The sequence below is a fragment of the Micromonospora sp. NPDC049044 genome, assembly GCF_040649215.1.
Lineage (GTDB): Bacteria > Actinomycetota > Actinomycetes > Mycobacteriales > Micromonosporaceae > Micromonospora.
The window spans coordinates 22,522-39,090 of sequence record NZ_JBEZFA010000007.1; the positions used below are offsets into that span (position 1 = coordinate 22,522).

At 71.2% G+C, this 16,569-nt stretch carries 12 protein-coding genes; 8 read left to right on the top strand and 4 right to left on the bottom strand.

Annotated features, from left to right (window positions below; translation table 11 throughout):
- Positions 1–219: 219 nt before the first annotated feature.
- The 3 genes from AB0B85_RS07390 (at position 220) to AB0B85_RS07400 (ending at position 6,899) form a co-directional block, all read left to right on the top strand.
- Entirely contained in the window at positions 220–3,015 is a 2,796-nt protein-coding gene (locus AB0B85_RS07390; RefSeq protein WP_357404579.1) for an immune inhibitor A domain-containing protein, read from the top strand.
- A 342-nt stretch (positions 3,016–3,357) separates the two neighbouring features.
- Entirely contained in the window at positions 3,358–5,811 is a 2,454-nt protein-coding gene (locus AB0B85_RS07395; protein WP_357404915.1) for an immune inhibitor A domain-containing protein, read from the top strand.
- Positions 5,812–5,966: 155 nt separating this feature from the next.
- Positions 5,967–6,899 carry an alpha/beta hydrolase gene (locus AB0B85_RS07400; RefSeq protein ID WP_357404581.1) on the top strand — a complete coding sequence of 311 codons (933 nt, stop codon included), beginning with the start codon at positions 5,967–5,969 and terminating at the stop codon, positions 6,897–6,899.
- Positions 6,900–6,903: 4 nt separating this feature from the next.
- On the opposite strand, the gene AB0B85_RS07405 is transcribed toward AB0B85_RS07400, so the two are convergent.
- The gene (locus tag AB0B85_RS07405) at positions 6,904–7,269 is read right to left on the bottom strand and encodes a hypothetical protein (protein WP_357404583.1); all 366 of its coding nucleotides are present in this window, start codon (positions 7,267–7,269) and stop codon (positions 6,904–6,906) included.
- A complete protein-coding gene (locus AB0B85_RS07410; RefSeq protein ID WP_357404585.1) occupies positions 7,266–10,184 on the bottom strand; it encodes an SseB family protein in 2,919 nt (972 codons plus the stop codon). The genes AB0B85_RS07405 and AB0B85_RS07410 overlap by 4 nt, the downstream gene beginning before the upstream one ends.
- Before the next feature lie 152 nt (positions 10,185–10,336).
- Here AB0B85_RS07410 and mycP point away from each other — a divergent pair, with 152 nt between their 5' ends.
- Positions 10,337–11,560: a type VII secretion-associated serine protease mycosin gene (gene mycP, locus AB0B85_RS07415; RefSeq protein WP_357404587.1), complete on the top strand. Its 1,224-nt coding sequence runs from the start codon at positions 10,337–10,339 to the stop codon at positions 11,558–11,560.
- 115 nt (positions 11,561–11,675) lie between these two features.
- Here the strand turns inward: mycP and AB0B85_RS07420 are convergent, their stop codons facing one another.
- Positions 11,676–11,969, bottom strand: coding sequence for a WXG100 family type VII secretion target (locus AB0B85_RS07420; protein WP_357404589.1), 294 nt, complete (start codon positions 11,967–11,969; stop codon positions 11,676–11,678).
- A 22-nt stretch (positions 11,970–11,991) separates the two neighbouring features.
- The gene (locus AB0B85_RS07425; RefSeq protein ID WP_357404591.1) at positions 11,992–12,312 is read right to left on the bottom strand and encodes a WXG100 family type VII secretion target; all 321 of its coding nucleotides are present in this window, start codon (positions 12,310–12,312) and stop codon (positions 11,992–11,994) included.
- 509 nt (positions 12,313–12,821) lie between these two features.
- Here AB0B85_RS07425 and eccE point away from each other — a divergent pair.
- The 4 genes from eccE to rarD all read left to right on the top strand — a co-directional run bounded on the left by eccE (position 12,822) and on the right by rarD (position 16,523).
- On the top strand, positions 12,822–14,531 hold the full coding sequence (gene eccE, locus AB0B85_RS07430; protein ID WP_357404917.1) for a type VII secretion protein EccE: 1,710 nt from the start codon (positions 12,822–12,824) through the stop codon (positions 14,529–14,531).
- A gap of 61 nt (positions 14,532–14,592) precedes the next feature.
- Positions 14,593–14,979, top strand: coding sequence for a phage holin family protein (locus AB0B85_RS07435; protein ID WP_355027384.1), 387 nt, complete (start codon positions 14,593–14,595; stop codon positions 14,977–14,979).
- A gap of 115 nt (positions 14,980–15,094) precedes the next feature.
- Positions 15,095–15,583, top strand: coding sequence for a GNAT family N-acetyltransferase (locus tag AB0B85_RS07440; RefSeq protein WP_357404594.1), 489 nt, complete (start codon positions 15,095–15,097; stop codon positions 15,581–15,583).
- 4 nt (positions 15,584–15,587) lie between these two features.
- The gene (gene rarD, locus AB0B85_RS07445; protein ID WP_357404596.1) at positions 15,588–16,523 is read left to right on the top strand and encodes an EamA family transporter RarD; all 936 of its coding nucleotides are present in this window, start codon (positions 15,588–15,590) and stop codon (positions 16,521–16,523) included.
- The last annotated feature ends 46 nt before the right edge of the window (positions 16,524–16,569 follow it).

Sequence of the window (16,569 nt, forward strand, 5' to 3'; positions counted from 1 at the left end):
CTCAGTCATTTCTTACGGGCACGGCCGACAGCGTCGCCCTGCTGTCACATCGGTCGGTCGGGGGAGCAAAAAGAAGCTGAACGGACCAAGCGGTGGGTCACCTCTGTCCTTTCGGCCGGTTGTGATTTAGGTTCACGCAGGTTGGCACAGTTCGACGGTCGTCGCATCGACGGTCGGCCGGGCCAGCGTCCTCCCCCCATGCCCGAGAAATGGAGCGGCATGAACCACAAACCGCAGTCCGGGTCGCGACGACGACTACTCGTCGCACTGCCCGCCATCGCCCTCGCGGCCACGTCACTGACCGTGACGGGCAGCGCAGCGGCCCAGTCGTCGTCCCCGACGCCCCGGGCGGTGATCGGCGCGGATGAGTACTACATCAACTACGCCGAGCCCGAGGTGCAGCCGGACACCGCCGGCCGCGAGGTCAAGGGTAAGAACGGCGTCTACACCCCCGCAGGCAACGACGCCCGCGCGTTCGACCAGAAGCACGCGCGAGGCAACCCGGTCACCGCCAAGCAGCTGGCCAAGATCGAGGCAAAGTCGATCAAGACGGGCAAGAGCCCGCGCCAGATCAAGCAGGCGCCCACCACGCAGACCGCGAAGCTGCTGACGTTGCTTGTCGAGTTCAACGACAAGGCCAACGACGACTTCACAGACGTGATGGTCCCGAAGACCGTGTTCGAGGACCGGACCTGCGTTCCCGGCACCGTGCAGAACGGGCCGAAGCACAACAAGATCCCGGACCCGTCGCGCCTCGCGCACGAGGACAACAACTCGATGTGGGTGCCGGACTTCTCGCCGTCGCACTACAACAAGATGCTGTACAGCAAGAAGGGCATCACCGAGCGGGTCCGCACGGACCTCAAGGGCCCGGACGGCAAGAAGGGCATCGACATCTCCGGTCGCACGATGCACAACATGTACCTGGAGATGTCCAAGAACGCGTACACGGTCGACGGGCAGGCCAGCCCGTGGATCAGCGTGCCGCACTCCGAGGGCTGGTACGCGGCCAACCGCTGCACCCAGGACGAGAACGGCGACTGGGTGCCCGGCCGGGAGCAGTCGATGAACGGCCACCCGGACAACCCGGCCGGCGCGGGCCGGCTGGCGACCGACGCGATCGACGCGCTCGCCGCGAAGGACCCCACCTTCCCGTGGGCCGACTACGACAAGGAAGACCAGGCCGACCGCGACGGTGACGGCAACCTCTTCGAGCCGGACGGCGTGATCGACCACCTCGTGCTGGTGCACGCCGGCAAGGGCAAGTCGAGCGGCGGCGGCGACCAGGGCGTGTACGCCGTCTGGGCGCACTCCTCCTCGGTTCCGGGTGGCTACACCATCCCGGGCACCAGCCTGAAGGTGTCGAACTACATCGTGCAGCCGGAGGACGCCGGGGTCGGCGTCTTCGCCCACGAGTTCGGTCACGACCTCGGCCTGCCGGACCTCTACGACACCTCCGGCAACGCCGACTCCGACGTGGACTTCTGGGACCTGATGGCCTCCGGTTCGCACTCGGGTGAGATCTTCCAGGCGCTGCCCACGCACATGGGCATCTGGGACAAGTGGGTGCTCGGCTGGGCCGACCCGCTGACCATCCGCCCCGGCTCAAACCCGCGCGAGGTGAAGCTCGGGCAGACCTCCCGCACCCCGATCGACGCCGAGGACGGCATCAAGGTCGACCTGCCGGACAAGGTCACCACGTTCGCCATCCCGCACAGCGGCACCAAGATGTGGCACAGCAACAACGACCAGAGCTGGGCCGATGTCAAGCTGAGCCGCTCGGTCGACGTGCCCAACGCCGCGGACGCCAAGTTCTGGATGTGGAACAACTACATCATCGAGGAAGACTGGGACTTCGGCTTCGTCGAGCTCTCGACCGACGGCGGCACGACCTGGTCCGAGCAGAAGGTGTACGCCGAGGGCGGCACTGTCGTCACGACGCCGGACAACTACGGTGACCCGAACGGCCGGATGAACGACTTCGGTGGCAAGAAGTACGGCCTGACCGGCAGCACCGACGGCTGGCGCCACGACTACGTCGACCTGTCGGCGTACGCGGGCACCACCGTCCAGGTGCGACTGCGGCTCGCCACCGACGAGGCGTTCGAGGAGCGCAACTGGTTCGTCGACGACTTCTCGGTCACCGGCGGCGGCGCCACCACCTGGAGTGACGACGTCGAGGGCGGCGCCAACGGCTGGGAGACCAGCGGCGGCACCTTCGTCGACACCACCGGCGCGGGCTGGAAGGTCTCCGGCGGCACCGAGACGCACGCGCAGTACTACCTGGCCGAGTGGCGCAACTTCGACGGCTTCGACAACGGCCTGAAGTACGCCTACGACACCATCTACTCGCGTGAGGCGTGGAAGGTCGACCGGATCTCCTACAACGCCCCGGGCATGCTCGTGTGGTACCGGGACAGCGCGCTCGGCGACGTCAACCACGTCACCGGGCAGATGACCGCCCTGCCGAGCTACGGCGCCAAGGGCGGGCTGCTGATCGTGGACTCGCACTTCGACCCGTACCGTCGCACGGGCGAGGCGGCCGCGCTGGACCCGTCGGTGACGGACAACCTGCCCAGCCGTCCGCAGTCGGCGAACGCGGCCTTCACGCTCCAGAAGACGTACCCCTTCACGGAGTGCCTGGAAGCGCCGGACGAGCCGTACAGCGCGTACTGCACCAAGTTCAAGGCGCAGGCGCCGGTGAAGGCCTTCACCGATGCCAAGACGTGGTACCCGGGCATCGAGATGCGCGACGGGGCCGCGTACGCCCGGGACAACGACGCGTCGGTGGTCGTTCCGTCGCGCAACAACGCGCCGTACACCACCCGGGTCACCCACCCGGACGGCAGCCCGGCGCCGGAGTTCTACGGCACCACCCTGGGCGGCGGCGCGATCGTGCTGGGCACCGGCAACCCCGGTGACGCAGGCGTGAACTACGGCGTGTCGCTCACCGTCAAGAAGGCCGCGAAGGACAACACCTCCGCGACGATCTTCGTCACCCCGGCGACGAAGTGACGCTCTGCTGAGCGGTAACCGATAACAGTGGTTGGTGGGGCCGGTGGCGGAGACGCCGCCGGCCCCACTGTCGTACATCGATCGGGTCTATCGAAATACGTCGTTGCGGACCGGGGGTGGCCGGCCCGCCGCAGGCCAATGTGGCTGATGAAGCGCCGGGGTGTGACGGTGAAAAGCATTCTCAACAAAATCTTGCAACAAATCGACGCGTTCGTCTTCCCACCCGTCCCAGCAGTAACTATGTTCACCCTTGGTCCCACTCGTGGGATCGATCTCCCACCGGCCCGTACCCCCGTGGGGCCGGTTCCCTCACACCGGAGGTACCACGTGCGCAAAGTCGCAGTGGGTCTGCTCGGGCTCTCACTGACGGCGACGGGCCTGTTCTACGGTCCGTCCGCCTCGGCGGCGCCGCAGCCCAAACTGCCGGCGGCACCGGCCGCCGCAGAGCCGCAGGCGCTGCAGGACGAACTCCCCGACAAGCTCGAGGACAAGCGCCGCGAGCTGCGTGAGCAGGGCCTCGCCGACGTGCTGAGTGGGCGCAGCAAGCCCATCGAGCGCAACGGCAGCAAGGTCGTCAAGGTCGGCCAGGTGGGCAAGGCGAGCACGGCCAAGGCCAACGCCCGCACGGCCGGCACCGACCCGGAGCCCCGGGACCAGTACGTCGAGCTTGAGCGTGAGCGGACCGACAAGATCTTCGTGATCCTTGCCGAGTTCGGCGACGAGCGGCACCCGTCCTACCCGGACAAGGACATGAACCCGGACATCGCCGGGCCGACGACCTTCCAGGGGCCGCTGCACAACAAGATCCCCGAGCCCAACCGGGCCGTGGACAACTCCACCATCTGGCAGCCGGACTTCAGCCCGGAGCACTTCCGCCAGGTCTACTTCGGCACCAACCCGGGCGACGAGTCGCTCAAGCAGTACTACGAGGCGCAGTCCTCGGGTCGCTACACCGTCGACGGTGAGGTGACCGACTGGGTCAAGGTCCGGTACAACGAGGCCCGCTACGGTCGCTCCGACGACCCGATCCCGGACCCGGAGCCCGGCGAGGAGCCGAACCCCGGGGACGACCCGGCCGTCTGCGCGGACAACGTCTGCTCGAACACCTGGGCGCTGGTCCGCGACGCCGCCAACCAGTGGGTCGCCGACCAGAAGGCCAAGGGCCGGACCGACGAGCAGATCGCCACCGAGATGAAGTCCTTCGACCAGTGGGACCGATTCGACTACGACGGTGACGGCGACTTCAACGAGTCGGACGGTTACATCGACCACTTCCAGATCGTCCACTCCGGTGGCGACCAGGCCGACGGTGACCCGCAGCAGGGTGAGGACGCGATCTGGAGCCACCGTTGGTCGGCGTACAACAGCTCGCCGGTCGGCCCGCCGAACCTTCCGATCGGCGGCACCGAGATCGGCAACACCGGCGTCTGGATCCGCGACTACACGATCCAGCCGGAAAACGGCGGCCGCAGCGTCTTCTACCACGAGTACGGCCACGACCTGGGCCTGCCGGACGACTACGGCCCCGCGGACAACAACAACGAGCACTGGACCCTGATGGCCCAGAGCCGGCTCGGCGCCAAGAACGACGTCGGCATCGGCGACCGGGGCGGCGACCTCGGCGCGTGGAACAAGCTCCAGCTCGGCTGGCTCGACTACAAGGTGTTCGTCGCGGGCCAGGACAAGAAGCTGGATCTCGGGCCACAGGAGTACAACTCCGAGAAGGCACAGGCCGCCGTGGTGGTGCTGCCCCAACGGGAGTACACCTTCAACTACGGCGCACCGATCGAAGGCGCCAAACAGTACTTCTCCGGTAACGACGACAACCTCGACAGCAAGATGACGAGGACGTTCGACCTCACCGGGAAGTCCACCGCGGCGCTGTCGCTCAAGGGCAAGTACAGCATCGAAGCCAACTACGACTACCTCTACTTCGAGGCGTCGACCGACGGCGGTCAGTCCTGGATCGACCTGAACGGCACCGTCAACGGCCAGCCGATCGGCGTCGACGGCAACGGCCGCCCGGCCCTCTCCGGCAGCAGCAAGGGCGCCTGGACCGACATCAACATCCCGTTGACCGCTGTCGCCGGCAAGTCGGCGCAGGTTCGCCTGCACTACGTCACCGACGGTGGTGTCTCCGAGGGCGGCTTCTTCGGTGACGCGATCACCGTGACCGCCGACGGTCAGACCGTGTTCAGCGACGGCGCCGAGACCGACGCCGGCTGGACGCTCGACGAGTTCGAGGTGGTCGGGGCGACTTACACCCGGCTGTTCGACAACTTCTACATCGCCGGCAACCGGTCGTACGTCTCGTACGACAAGTACCTGAAGACCGGCCCGTACTTCTTCGGCTACGCGAACACCCGCCCGGACTGGGTGGACCACTACGCGTACCAGGAGGGCCTGCTCATCTCGTACTGGAACACCCGGTTCTCCGACAACAACACCGCGCCATACGACCCGGAGACGAACCCGGGTGGCCACCCCGGTGAGGGTCGCAACCTGTACATCGACGCGCACCCGGAGCCGATCTACAACCTGACCGGTGCTCCGTGGCGGGCCCGGATCCAGGTCTACGACGCGCCGTTCAGCCTCAAGAAGGCCGACTCGTTCACCCTGCGTCTCAACAGCCAGCCGCAGTACATCCGCGGTGAGGCCGCGCAGCCCCTGTTCGACGACACCAAGAAGTACTTCTACGAGGAGCTGCCGAACCACGGCGTCAAGCTCCCCGCGACCGGTGTCAAGATCAAGGTTCTGGAGCAGGACGGCACCTCGATGAAGATCCGGATCTTCTGACCGACGATCCCGCACCACCCAGCGGCGCCCGGGCAGCTCGACTGCCCGGGCGCCGCCCTTCGTCCAGCTTTCCCGGTAGGGGACAACCCGGGCTTCTCCCTGTTCAACGCGACCGCCAGGGCCGCCCGCGGTATCCGGGTCCTAGGCTGTCTGCCATGACCGACCAGCGCGGCGGAGTCGTCGACGAGTCCTGTGTCCTCACCGAGGGGCCGTGGACGCACCGTTTCGTCGGCGCCAACGGCACCCGGTTCCATGTGGTCGAAGCCGGCACCGGGCCGATGGTGCTCTTCCTGCACGGTTTCCCGGAGCACTGGTGGGCGTGGCACCAGATGCTGCCGGCGGTCGCCGACGCCGGCTTCCGGGCGGTCGCCGTCGACCTGCGCGGCTACGGCGCCAGCGACAAGCCACCCCGGGGGTACGACGGCTACACCCTCGCGGCCGACATCGCCGGGCTGATCCGGGCGCTCGGTGAGCGGTCGGCGACCATCGTCGGCAGCGGCGTCGGCGGCATGGTGGGCTGGACGGTGGCCTCCTTCCATCCGGCCCTGGTCCGGCGACTCGTGGTGTTGGGGGCACCACACCCACTGCGACTGCGCGCCGGCATCTTCGCCGACCCACGTGGGCAGTTCGCCGCCTCCACCCCGGCGCTGAAGTTCCAGCTACCCCGCTACGAGCACGTACTGACCCGGGACGGCGCGGCGGCCGTCGCGGAGATCCTGCGCCGCTGGGGCGGGCCACGCTGGGTCGCCGGACCGGACTTCGAGGCGTACGCCGAGCGGTGCCGGGAGGCGATGTGCATCCCCCAGGCCGCGTTCTGCGCACTTGAGGGTTACCGCTGGGCGTTCCGCTCGCTGCTGCGGCTGCACGGCTACCGGTTCGTCCGGCTCATGCAGAAGCCGCTGGCCACCCCGACCCTGCAGCTGCACGGCGCACTGGACGCCGCCTCCCTGCCGCGTACCGCCCTGGGCTCCGGCCGCTACGTCGTCGCCCCCTACGAGTGGCGGCTGCTCGACGGGGTGGGGCACTTTCCGCACCTGGAGGCGCCCGAGTTGGTGCTCGGCGAGATCCTGCGCTGGGCCAAGAGCTGACCGGTCAGACCCGCTGCTCCCGCAGGTTGGTGACCTCGGCGGCGGGCGCCCACCCCTGGTAGACGCCGAAGTCGAAGACCTCCAACCGCATCGCCTCGGCCACCGGCCAACGACCGCCTGTGTATTCCACCCGCAACCAGGCATCGTGCTCGCCGAGCACGATGAACGGCTGCCCCTGCCAGGTGCAGGTGGTCCGCACGTACGCGAGGTCCTCGATCTCGCTCGTCGGCAGCACCCGGACGTACCGGCCGGCCCGGACCTCCTCGAAGCCCTCCCCCGGTTCGCGTTGGTAGAGGCGGATGTTGTCGCCATCCGGGCTGGCCTGGTATTCCCGACCCTGCCACCGGGCCACGTAACCGTCGCGCATCACGCCTCACCGACCCGTCGCCAGACCACCGTGTCGGTGTCCAGTTCGGCGATCACCCGCTCGGTGCCGTCCGCGCCGATCCGCCAGAGCTGCGCACCGTGCGGAAGTCGCGCGCTGTCCACCTTGAACTCCGCGACCACGTCGCTGCTCTCGCCCGGGGCGAAGCCGTTGCCCCGGAACGGGGGCCGCTCGATGACCCAACCCTCCATGGCCCGCATCGCCGGTTCGTTCTGACCGCCGTAGGGGATCCGGTAGAGGCTCGGCCGGTGCGCCGGCCAACGCAGCACGTAGATCTCGTCGGCGTCTCTGGCGAACGGCGAACCCGGGTAGCTGAGGCCGAGAGCGTCGTACACCTGCGCGGGCGTGGTCAGGTGGGCCAGCTCACCGGCCCGGTGCACGAACCCGGACACCCGGTCGTACCCGCGATCCAGGTAGTAGGCGAGTTGGCTGGGTGCGACAGCCTTCTGCATGACCGTCGGTCGGGTCGGGTCGACCGCCGCTGGGGCGTACCGCGGGCGGGCGGTGGGCTCCGCCACGGCCGGCGCTTCCTCCGGGTCCACCTCCAGGTCGTCACCGAGCCCCACCTCGGCGGCCCAGTTGGCCAAGGCGACGATCTGCTCACCGGGCAGCTTGGCACCGACCGGGGTGCCCGGGTTGACGGCGAACGACCAGTCCTCGTCCGGCCACCGCCGGATCAGTTGGGCGAACTTCACCCGGACGGTGGCCACGTCGTCCTCGACGTGGTCGGCGAGGCGTTCCGGTGACGTGTAGACCACCACGTACGTCTCGCCGTCGAGCTGCGCCGTCCGCCAGACGAAGCCCGCATCACCGGGGCGGCTGCCCGGCAGAGAATCCGGGGCCGCCGGTAGCAGCACCCGGGCCAGCAGCAGGGTGGACAGGAAGGTGTCGGTGCTGCCGGCGCCGGCGGCACCGAGGAGGTCTTCTTCGACGGTGTTGGCCGGCTCGAACTCGACAGGGGCCGGCTCGTCGACAGGTGGCGGCTGCCCGCCGCCGTCCGCTGTCGCGCTCCCGCCGCTGCCGACCCGATCCGCACCAGCCGACGAGCCGTCGACGTCGGTGTGATCGGCACTGGCCGGGACGCCATCGTGGACATCGGTGTGCCCACCGCCCGTGCCGGCAGCACTCCGGACGTCCGCAGCGGGGCCTCCGGCCATCGGCCCGCCGACGGGCGGCCCCGAAGGGCTCGGACCGGGGTTGGCCGACGCGGGACCGGACGGGGTGGGGCTGGGGGACGACGGGGTGAACAGGTCCGGGCCGGAGGGCGCCGAGTCGAACGGTCGCGGGGCGGCCTCGGCGGGGCGGAGCGGCCGGGCCGCGTCGAACAGGCCGTTGGTCTCCACCGGGTCGGGGAGGTCCCGGGACTCGATGACGGTGCCCTCGATGACGATGGGCGTGAAGCCGCGCCGCGGCGCGGGCGGGCCGGAGACCGGTTCGGCCACGGACGCCGGCAACTCCTCCACCGGCCCGAATCGGCTCGGCCGGTCCCGGGGGATCGCCTGGGTCTGGTCGGCCGGTGCGCTGGGCCGCTCCGACGCCCGGGGCGGCGGTGGCTCACCCGTCATCCGAAAGGCGCGGGTCGGCTCCTCGGCCAGCGGGGTGGGCCGGCGCGGCGGCAAGGGCTGAGTGATCTCCTCGCCGGTTGCCGGTGCGCGTAGTCCGCGAGACGCACCGAGGTCGCCGCCCGGCGGACGCAGCGGCCGGGTGGCGTCCGGATCCGTCATCGGAAAGGCCCGGGTCGCGTCCCCCTCGGCCGGCGCGTCGGCCGGACGTCGGCGGGGGAAGGGCTGGCTACCTCGCCCGAATCGGGTCGGTGGGGCCGCCCGGTCGCCGGAGCGCCCGACGCCCGGCGTCGGGTCGGACGCCCGTTCCCGGGCGGTGCTCGGCTCGAAGAAGGAACGACGTCCGTCCTGCGGACCGCCGTTGCCGTTGCCCACGGTCAGGCTGTCGGCGTCGCCCGGCCGATTCGCTGCCGGCCAGCCCACACCCGGCCCGGCGGCATCGGCCGGGCCGACACCGGGACGGTCGACGGGGGCCAACGGGCTGAACCGGGACGGCCGGCCGGTGCGGGGCAGCGCGCCGGTGCCCGACGCGCCCGGTCGGGGCGGGTCGCTCGGGTATCGCTGACCGGCGGCGGGCAGGTCCTCCTCGTGCGGCCGGTGCGACGGTTCGACGAGGCCGGGCGTCCGCGACGCGGGGCCGGGCGCCGGCGGGGCACCGGCCGCCCGACCCGCCGGACCCCACGCGGCCCGGCGGGGCGGGACGTGGGCCGGCGGGATCGAGGCAGGCGGGACATGGGCCGGCGGAACCAGCGGAGGCGGAACCGGGGCAGGTGCAACCGGGGCAGGCGGAACGTGGGCCGGCGGGACCGGGGTGGGGCCAGCAAACGTCGCACCCGTGGTGGGAGGCGATCCGGCAGCCGGCGCGGCGTCCCGACCGGGCGTGCCGGTGCGGGTGCGGGCCAGGGTCTCCGCCCGCTCCAACCGGGCGCGGGCGCCCATGGCACGGCCGGGCAGGCGTACGTCGCCCCGGGAGAGCTGGGACACGAACCAGGCCGGCAGGTAGCCCTCGACCGGCAGGCCCGGGTTGACCGCGAGCCACCACTCCTGGTTGGGCCAGCCGAGCGCGAGGTCCGCGAAGGAGACCCGTCGACTGGTGCCAGAGTGCTCACCGAGGCAGACCCGCAGGGCGGTGGCGGAGGTGAAGGCGAGCACGTGCGTCCGACCACCTGTGGTCCAGGTGCCCCACCCGGGGGGTGCCTGACCGGGCTGCGCCGGCGCGGAGACCGGCAGCAACAGATCGGTCCGGGACAGAAGTCGGAAGTAGAGCTCCTGGTCGTTGGCGCGCAGCGCGTCGTGCATCGCCACCTCGGCCTCCGTGGCCGGCTCCCATGCGGTCACGGCCACCTCCCCTTCCGAGAACAGGCCACAGGTATCGCGTACAACCTACAAGGTGGTATCAAGATCACAATGGCTGACCGTCGGCGGCCGACCGGGGCGCGGGTGAGGCGATAACATCCCGTCCCGGAGCCGACACGATACGGAGGCTGTCGATGTCTCGATCGATCACGCGCCCGGTCCTCGCAGGTCTGGCCGCGGGCCTGCTGACCGTACCGGCTCTCCCGAGCGCGACCGTCACCGCCGGGCTCCGAACGGCGCCGGTGTGCGCGACCCCACTCGCCCCGGTCCGGCCGGTCACTGCCACACCGTGGCCTCAGCAACGGTACGACCCGACCCGTCTCGCGCAACTGGCCACCGGCGCCGGGGTGACCGTCGCCGTGGTCGACTCCGGGGTGGACCGGGCGCATCCCCAACTGGCCGGCCGTGTGCTGGCCGGCACCGATCTGCTCGACCCCGGCGGCGACGGCAGTCGGGACTGCGCCGGGCACGGCACCGGTGTGGCGAGCATCATCGCGGCGGCACCTCAGCCCGGGATCGCCTTCCGGGGCGTGGCGCCCGGCGCCCGGATCAAGCCGGTGCGGGTGAGCGAACAGCAGGTGGTGCAGGGGCGCGAGTCCGGGCGCACGGTCAGCGCCGACGAGTTCGCCCAGGCCATCCGCTGGGCCGTCGACCACGACGCCGACGTGGTGAACCTGTCGGTCGTGTTGTACGCGGACGACCCGGAAGTCCGTTCGGCAGTGCGGTACGCGGTCGACCGGGACGTGGTGCTGGTGGCCGCTGCTGGCAACCTGCACGACGGCGGGGATCCCCGACCGTTCCCCGCCGCCTACGACGGGGTGCTCGGCGTGGGGGCGATCGGCGCGGACGGTGCACGGGCGTCCTTCTCGCAGACCGGTTCGTACGTCGACCTGGTCGCACCGGGCAGTGAGGTGCTGACCGCCGCCCCCGGGTCGGGCCATCATCAGGTCGAGGGCACCAGCTACGCCGCGCCCTTCGTGGCCGCCACCGCCGCACTGCTGCGCGAGTATCGACCCGAGTTGACCGCCGCTCAGGTCGCGGAACGGATCATCGCCACCGCCGATCCGGCTCCCGGCGCGGGCCACGGCGGCGGATACGGTGCCGGTGTGTTGAACCCGTACCGGGCGGTCACCGAGACCAGCGGCAGCCGCGCGGCCGATCCACGACCGGTCGCCGTGCTCGCCGACGACCGGACCGACCCGGCGCTGCTGGCCCGCCAGGCCCGCCGGGCCACCGCGCAGCGACGTGCTCTGCTGGTCGGCGCGGCGGTCGGCACGGTGACGGCCGTCGTGGCGCTGTTCGCCCTGGTGGTGCCCCGCGGGGCCCGGCGACGCTGGCGCCCGGCCGACCCGGCCTGACCTCGACGGCTGACCGCCCGGACCGTCGGCCCTCGACGGCTGGCCGCCCGGACCGTCGACCCGCGGCGGCCGGGCGGCTGACCGGGACATGGTCAGGGCTCCCGACCCACCCCGTTCACTGGAACAGCCCGGTGTTCTTCTTTTCGGTGTCCAGGTAGTCGGTGGCCGAGTCCTGCACCGCCACCCTGATGTCGCGCAGCATCGCCTGGAGGTCCTGCGAGGCGGACCGCCACCGCGCCTGCCGCTGCTCGTAGGCCTGACGGGCCTCACCCGTCCAGCTCGCCACCAGCGGGGCGGCGTCCCGTTCGAGTTGACCGAGCTGCGAGTCGAGCGTGTTCAGCGCCTTCTGGATGTCCGCGCCGGCCTGCTGGAGCGCGGCGAAGTTGACAACCAGCACACCTTGGTCCATCGGATTTCCCTCCCGAACGGGATCAGAGCGGAAGCTGGATGCCGCCGCGATTGGTGCCGGCAACCCGGCTGGCCGCCTCGTCGTCGGAGACGTCGTACTGCCGGCCGGCGGTGCGGATCGCCCCGGCGGTCTCCCGCAGCGCCCGGTGCAGCGCCGCCTGGTCCTGTGACCACTGCTGCTTGACCTGCTCGAACGACCTGCCACCCGCGCCGCGCCAGGCCTGCTGCAACACCTGCAGCTCGGCCAGCAGGCCGGTGAGCATGGCCTGCAACGACTGGTCCACCTGCTCGAACTTCGCGGCGGTCTGCTGCATCACCGCGGCTTCTGCCTGGGTCTGGGACACCCGGACGTCACCTCGTCTCCCTGATCGCACCGTGGCCGTCTCGACGCGCCCGTCCTGGGAACGCGTCGCTCGCTTGGCCCGGTCGTCGAGCACTGAGACGCGGGTCAGCGATGACTTCGTGGCTGACGGTAGCGGCCTCGTTGCGGTTCTGCTACCCCTGCCGTCTCCCCTGTGGACAACCGCTTGAGCCATCGGTCACTTACGATGTGCTGCAGCCGCGTCGCGGCGTGTGACGGGCCGCCGGCGGGCCGGCCGCCCGACAGGTCCCCACTGGTCGAGGAGGCACGGTGCCGGCGATCACCACCGGAGGGCCGCACCCGGCGACCCCGGTCGGGTCCGGGCCGGACACCATCCGGCGAGCGGCCGGGGCGGGTGAGGCGGCCGGATCGACACGACCCACCGAGGTCAGCCTGGACCCGACCGGCCCGCGCGCACCCCGTCGCCGGTCGGCATCGGACCGCTGGGTTCGGTCCGATCGAAGGGCCGTCGCCGGGGTACGGGCCGGTCAACTGGTCGCCGCGCAGGTCGCGGCGGCGCTCGTGCTCACCACCGTCGGCCGACCGGCACCGCTGATCGTCGTGGCCGCACCGGTAGCCGTGCTGCTGCTGGCGGTCGCCGGGGTCCGGTTCCGGGGCCGCTGGCTCTTCGAGTGGCTGGGCACCGCGGTCGGGCACCTGACCCGCCGTCGGGCGCTCGCCGGCCCGGCCGGAGCTGCCGAGCTGCTCGACCTTGTCGCTCCCGGCACCGTCGTCCGCCCGACGGAGCTGACCGGCGGCCCGGCCGCCGTTCTTGAGGACACCGACGGCATGGTGGCGCTACTGGAGCTCGGCGACCCCGGTGACCTGCTCGGTGACGTGTCCCGGGCGATCCCCGCGCCAACCGCGTTGCTGCCCCCGGCCGGCCCGGACGTGCCCCCGCTGCGGATCCAACTGCTGCTCGCCGGGGCACCGGCGCCGGTGCCGGCAGCGGGCGGCACGGCCGGCACGTCGTACCGGCAGCTCACCGATGGGCGGCTCGCCGGCCGGGAGCGGGCGGTGGTGGCGATCCGGGTGCTACGGGTGGACGGCTGGTCCGAGGAGGACCTGCGCCGGGTGCTCGCCGGCACGGTACGTCGCGTCGTCCGCCGGTTCGGATCGCTTACCGCGCGGCCCCTCGGCGTACCCGCGGCCCTGCGTGTCCTGGCCGAGCTGGCCCACCACGAAGGCCAGCCGGTCCGCGAGTCCTGGCTGGCGCTGCGGTCGGGCACCCTGGTGCAGGCCACCTTCCGGCTGGTCCAATGGCCGGCGGCGGGCGGTGCGGGTGGTCCGCGGCTGGTGCACCGGATGCTCGCCCTGCCGGCGACCGCGACGACTGTGTCGATCACCGCGGGCCCCTCGCCGAGCACCGGTTCCGGCCCGGCGCCGACCGAGCTGACCGTGCGGCTGGCCGCCACGACACCCAGCGAGTTGACCGCCGCCACCGAGGCGCTGCACCGTCTGGTGACCGATCTGGGCGGGGAGTTGCGACGCCTCGACGGCGCACACCTGCCCGGACTGGCCGCGACGCTGCCGCTGGCGCTTGCCGCACCCGGGACGCGGACCCGCATCGCGATGGACGACTGGGAGCTGACCCTCGGCGACGCGGGAATGATGGTCGGCACGAACCGGCACGGCAGGGCCGTCACCGTACGACTCTTCCGGCCGGAGAGCACCCGGGTGCTGCTGGTCGGCGGGGTGCGCGCGGCCCAGTTGGTGACCCTGCGCGCGCTGGCGCTCGGCGCTCTGGTGGTGGTGCAGACCGCACGGCCGCGTGCCTGGGAGCCGTTCGTCCGGGGGGTGGGCGCTCCGGGCGGAACGATTCCGCTGCTCCCGCCCGGTCGACCGGTCGCCGCCGGGGTGGGCACGGCCCTGCGTCCGTTGCTGCTTGTCGTCGACGCCGGGCCGGTGTCGGCCGAGGCCGAGCCGGGTCCGCCGTGGCGGGCCACGCTTGTCGTACGGGACGAGTTGACCCCGGCCGACGTCGACGCGTTGAGTCGGGCCGACCTCGCGTTGCTGCAACCGCTCGACGACACCGAGGCCGCGCTGGCCGGCGCCGCCCTCGGGCTGGGTGGCTCGGCCGAGTGGCTGACCCGGATCCGGGACGACATGGTCGCCGTGGTCAACCGGCGGGCGCTGCGTTGGGCGCTGCTCTCCCCCACGCCGATCGAGTCGCAACTGATCGGTCGGCCCGGCCGCAGCTGATCGGCCCGCATGGTCAACTGGCGGGTTACGTCGGTGCGGGGTCCGTGGCACGATCCCCGCCATGGGTTTTCTGAAAGGTCTGCTGATTCGGCTGGCCAGCACAGCGCTGGCGTTCTGGCTGGCCACACTCCTCATTCCGGGCATCTCGCTGGAGTCTGACTCCGCCGTCGAGACGGTCACCACGCTGCTGCTGGTGGCGGTGATCTTCGGCGTGGTCAACGCGGTCCTCCAACCGGTCATCAAGACCGTCGGCTGTGGCTTCTACCTGTTGACCCTGGGTCTCATCGCGCTCGTGGTGAACGGGCTGCTGTTCCTGCTCACCAGTTGGATCGCCGACCAGGCCGGGCTGCCGTTCACCGTGGACGGGTTCTGGCCGGCCGCAGTGCTCGGTGCCCTGTTCGTGAGCATCGTGACCTGGATCCTCGGCGCCGTCCTCGACCGGGACTGACCGCCCACGGGCCGGCACCGGGCCGGCCCGCCGGGGCTGCCACGACGGCCGGCCAATGACCAGGATCTGGGAATTGGCCGGTCTGGCCGCCCACCTCGGCGGTTAGCGTCGCAGCGTGTTCTCGCTTACCCGCACCGATGGTCATCTGCTCAGCACCGACCCCGCCCGACTCGATCTGGCCCTGGTGCACCTCTGGTTGTCCACCGACGCGTACTGGGCGCTCGGTCGGGATCGGGAGACCACGGCACGGGCGTTCGCCGGCTCGCTGCCGTTCGGCGTCTACCGGCCGGAGGACGACCGGCAGGTGGCGGTGGCCCGGGTGGTCACCGATGGTGCCACCTTCGCGTGGCTCTCCGACGTGTACGTCGACCGTGCCGCCCGAGGCCGCGGGTTGGGCGGCTGGTTGGTCAGCTCGATCCGCGACCACCTCGACGACCTCGGCGTACGCCGGATCCTGCTGACCACACACGACGCACACAAGGTGTACGCCCGGGTGGGCTTCGCCCCGTTGGACGAGCCGCGGCGGTGGATGCAACTCGACCGGCGCACCCCGGTGACCCCGGTCACCGGAAAGGAGCAACACCGCAGCACGCCCTTACGGTAGCGAGATGACGCCACTTCGCCTGGGATACCTCTACGGCTTCGGCGCGTACCTGCTCTGGGGCTTCTTTCCGCTCTATCTCAGGCTGCTGCGGCCGGCCGGGCCGCTTGAGGTCCTGGCCCACCGGGTCGTCTGGTCGGTGGTCTTCGTGGCCCTGCTGCTCGCGGCGCTGCGCAACGTCGGCTTCCTGCGGGCGCTGGCACGCCGCCCCTGGGCGGTGGCCGGGATCGTCGCCGCCGCCGTGCTGATCGCCGTCAACTGGGGCACCTACATCTACGGGGTCAACTCGGGCCGGGTGGTGGAGACCGCGCTCGGCTACTTCATCAACCCGCTGGTCGTGGTGCTGCTCGGGGTGACGGTGCTGCGGGAGCGGCTCCGCCCGGCGCAGTGGCTGGCGCTGGGCATCGGCGCGTCGGCGGTCGTGGTGCTCACCGTGGACTACGGCCGGCTGCCCTGGCTGGCGTTGACGCTGGCGTTCAGTTTCGCCGGCTACGGCCTGGTCAAGAAGAGGCTCGGACTGCCGGCGGCGGAGGGACTCTTCGTCGAGTCGGCGGTGCTGGCCCTGCCGGCGCTTGGCTACCTGGCCTGGCTCACCAGCCGCGGCCAGTCCACCTTCGGCCACGTCTCGGCCGGGCACACCGCGCTGCTGGTGCTTGCCGGCGCGGCCACCGCGGTCCCCCTGCTGTTGTTCGCCGGGGCGACCAACCGGCTCCCCCTGAGCGGTCTCGGCATGATCCAGTATCTGGCGCCGATCCTTCAGCTCGGCTGCGGCGTGCTGATCTTCCACGAGCCGATGCCGCCGGCCCGCCTCGCCGGTTTCGCGCTGGTCTGGCTCGCCCTCATCGTCTTCACCGCAGATGCCGTCCGCAGCTCCCGCCGAACCCGGTCCCGCCGCCCCGACCCTGCGGCCGATCATGGTGTTGTGGTGCCCGCACAGCCCTAGTTTCGGGGGGTTTGTCACCCACCACAACTCCATGATCGACGCGGCA

What these genes read in the sequence shown, in the direction of transcription:
- AB0B85_RS07420 (WP_357404589.1), bottom strand. Translation starts at nt 11,969, where the DNA reads ATGGACCAAGGTGTGCTGGTTGTCAACTTCGCCGCGCTCCAGCAGGCC.
- AB0B85_RS07435 (WP_355027384.1), top strand. Translation starts at nt 14,593, where the DNA reads ATGGGTTTTCTGAAAGGTCTGCTGATTCGGCTGGCCAGCACAGCGCTG.
- AB0B85_RS07390 (WP_357404579.1), top strand. Translation starts at nt 220, where the DNA reads ATGAACCACAAACCGCAGTCCGGGTCGCGACGACGACTACTCGTCGCA.
- rarD (WP_357404596.1), top strand. Translation starts at nt 15,588, where the DNA reads ATGACGCCACTTCGCCTGGGATACCTCTACGGCTTCGGCGCGTACCTG.
- AB0B85_RS07400 (WP_357404581.1), top strand. Translation starts at nt 5,967, where the DNA reads ATGACCGACCAGCGCGGCGGAGTCGTCGACGAGTCCTGTGTCCTCACC.
- mycP (WP_357404587.1), top strand. Translation starts at nt 10,337, where the DNA reads ATGTCTCGATCGATCACGCGCCCGGTCCTCGCAGGTCTGGCCGCGGGC.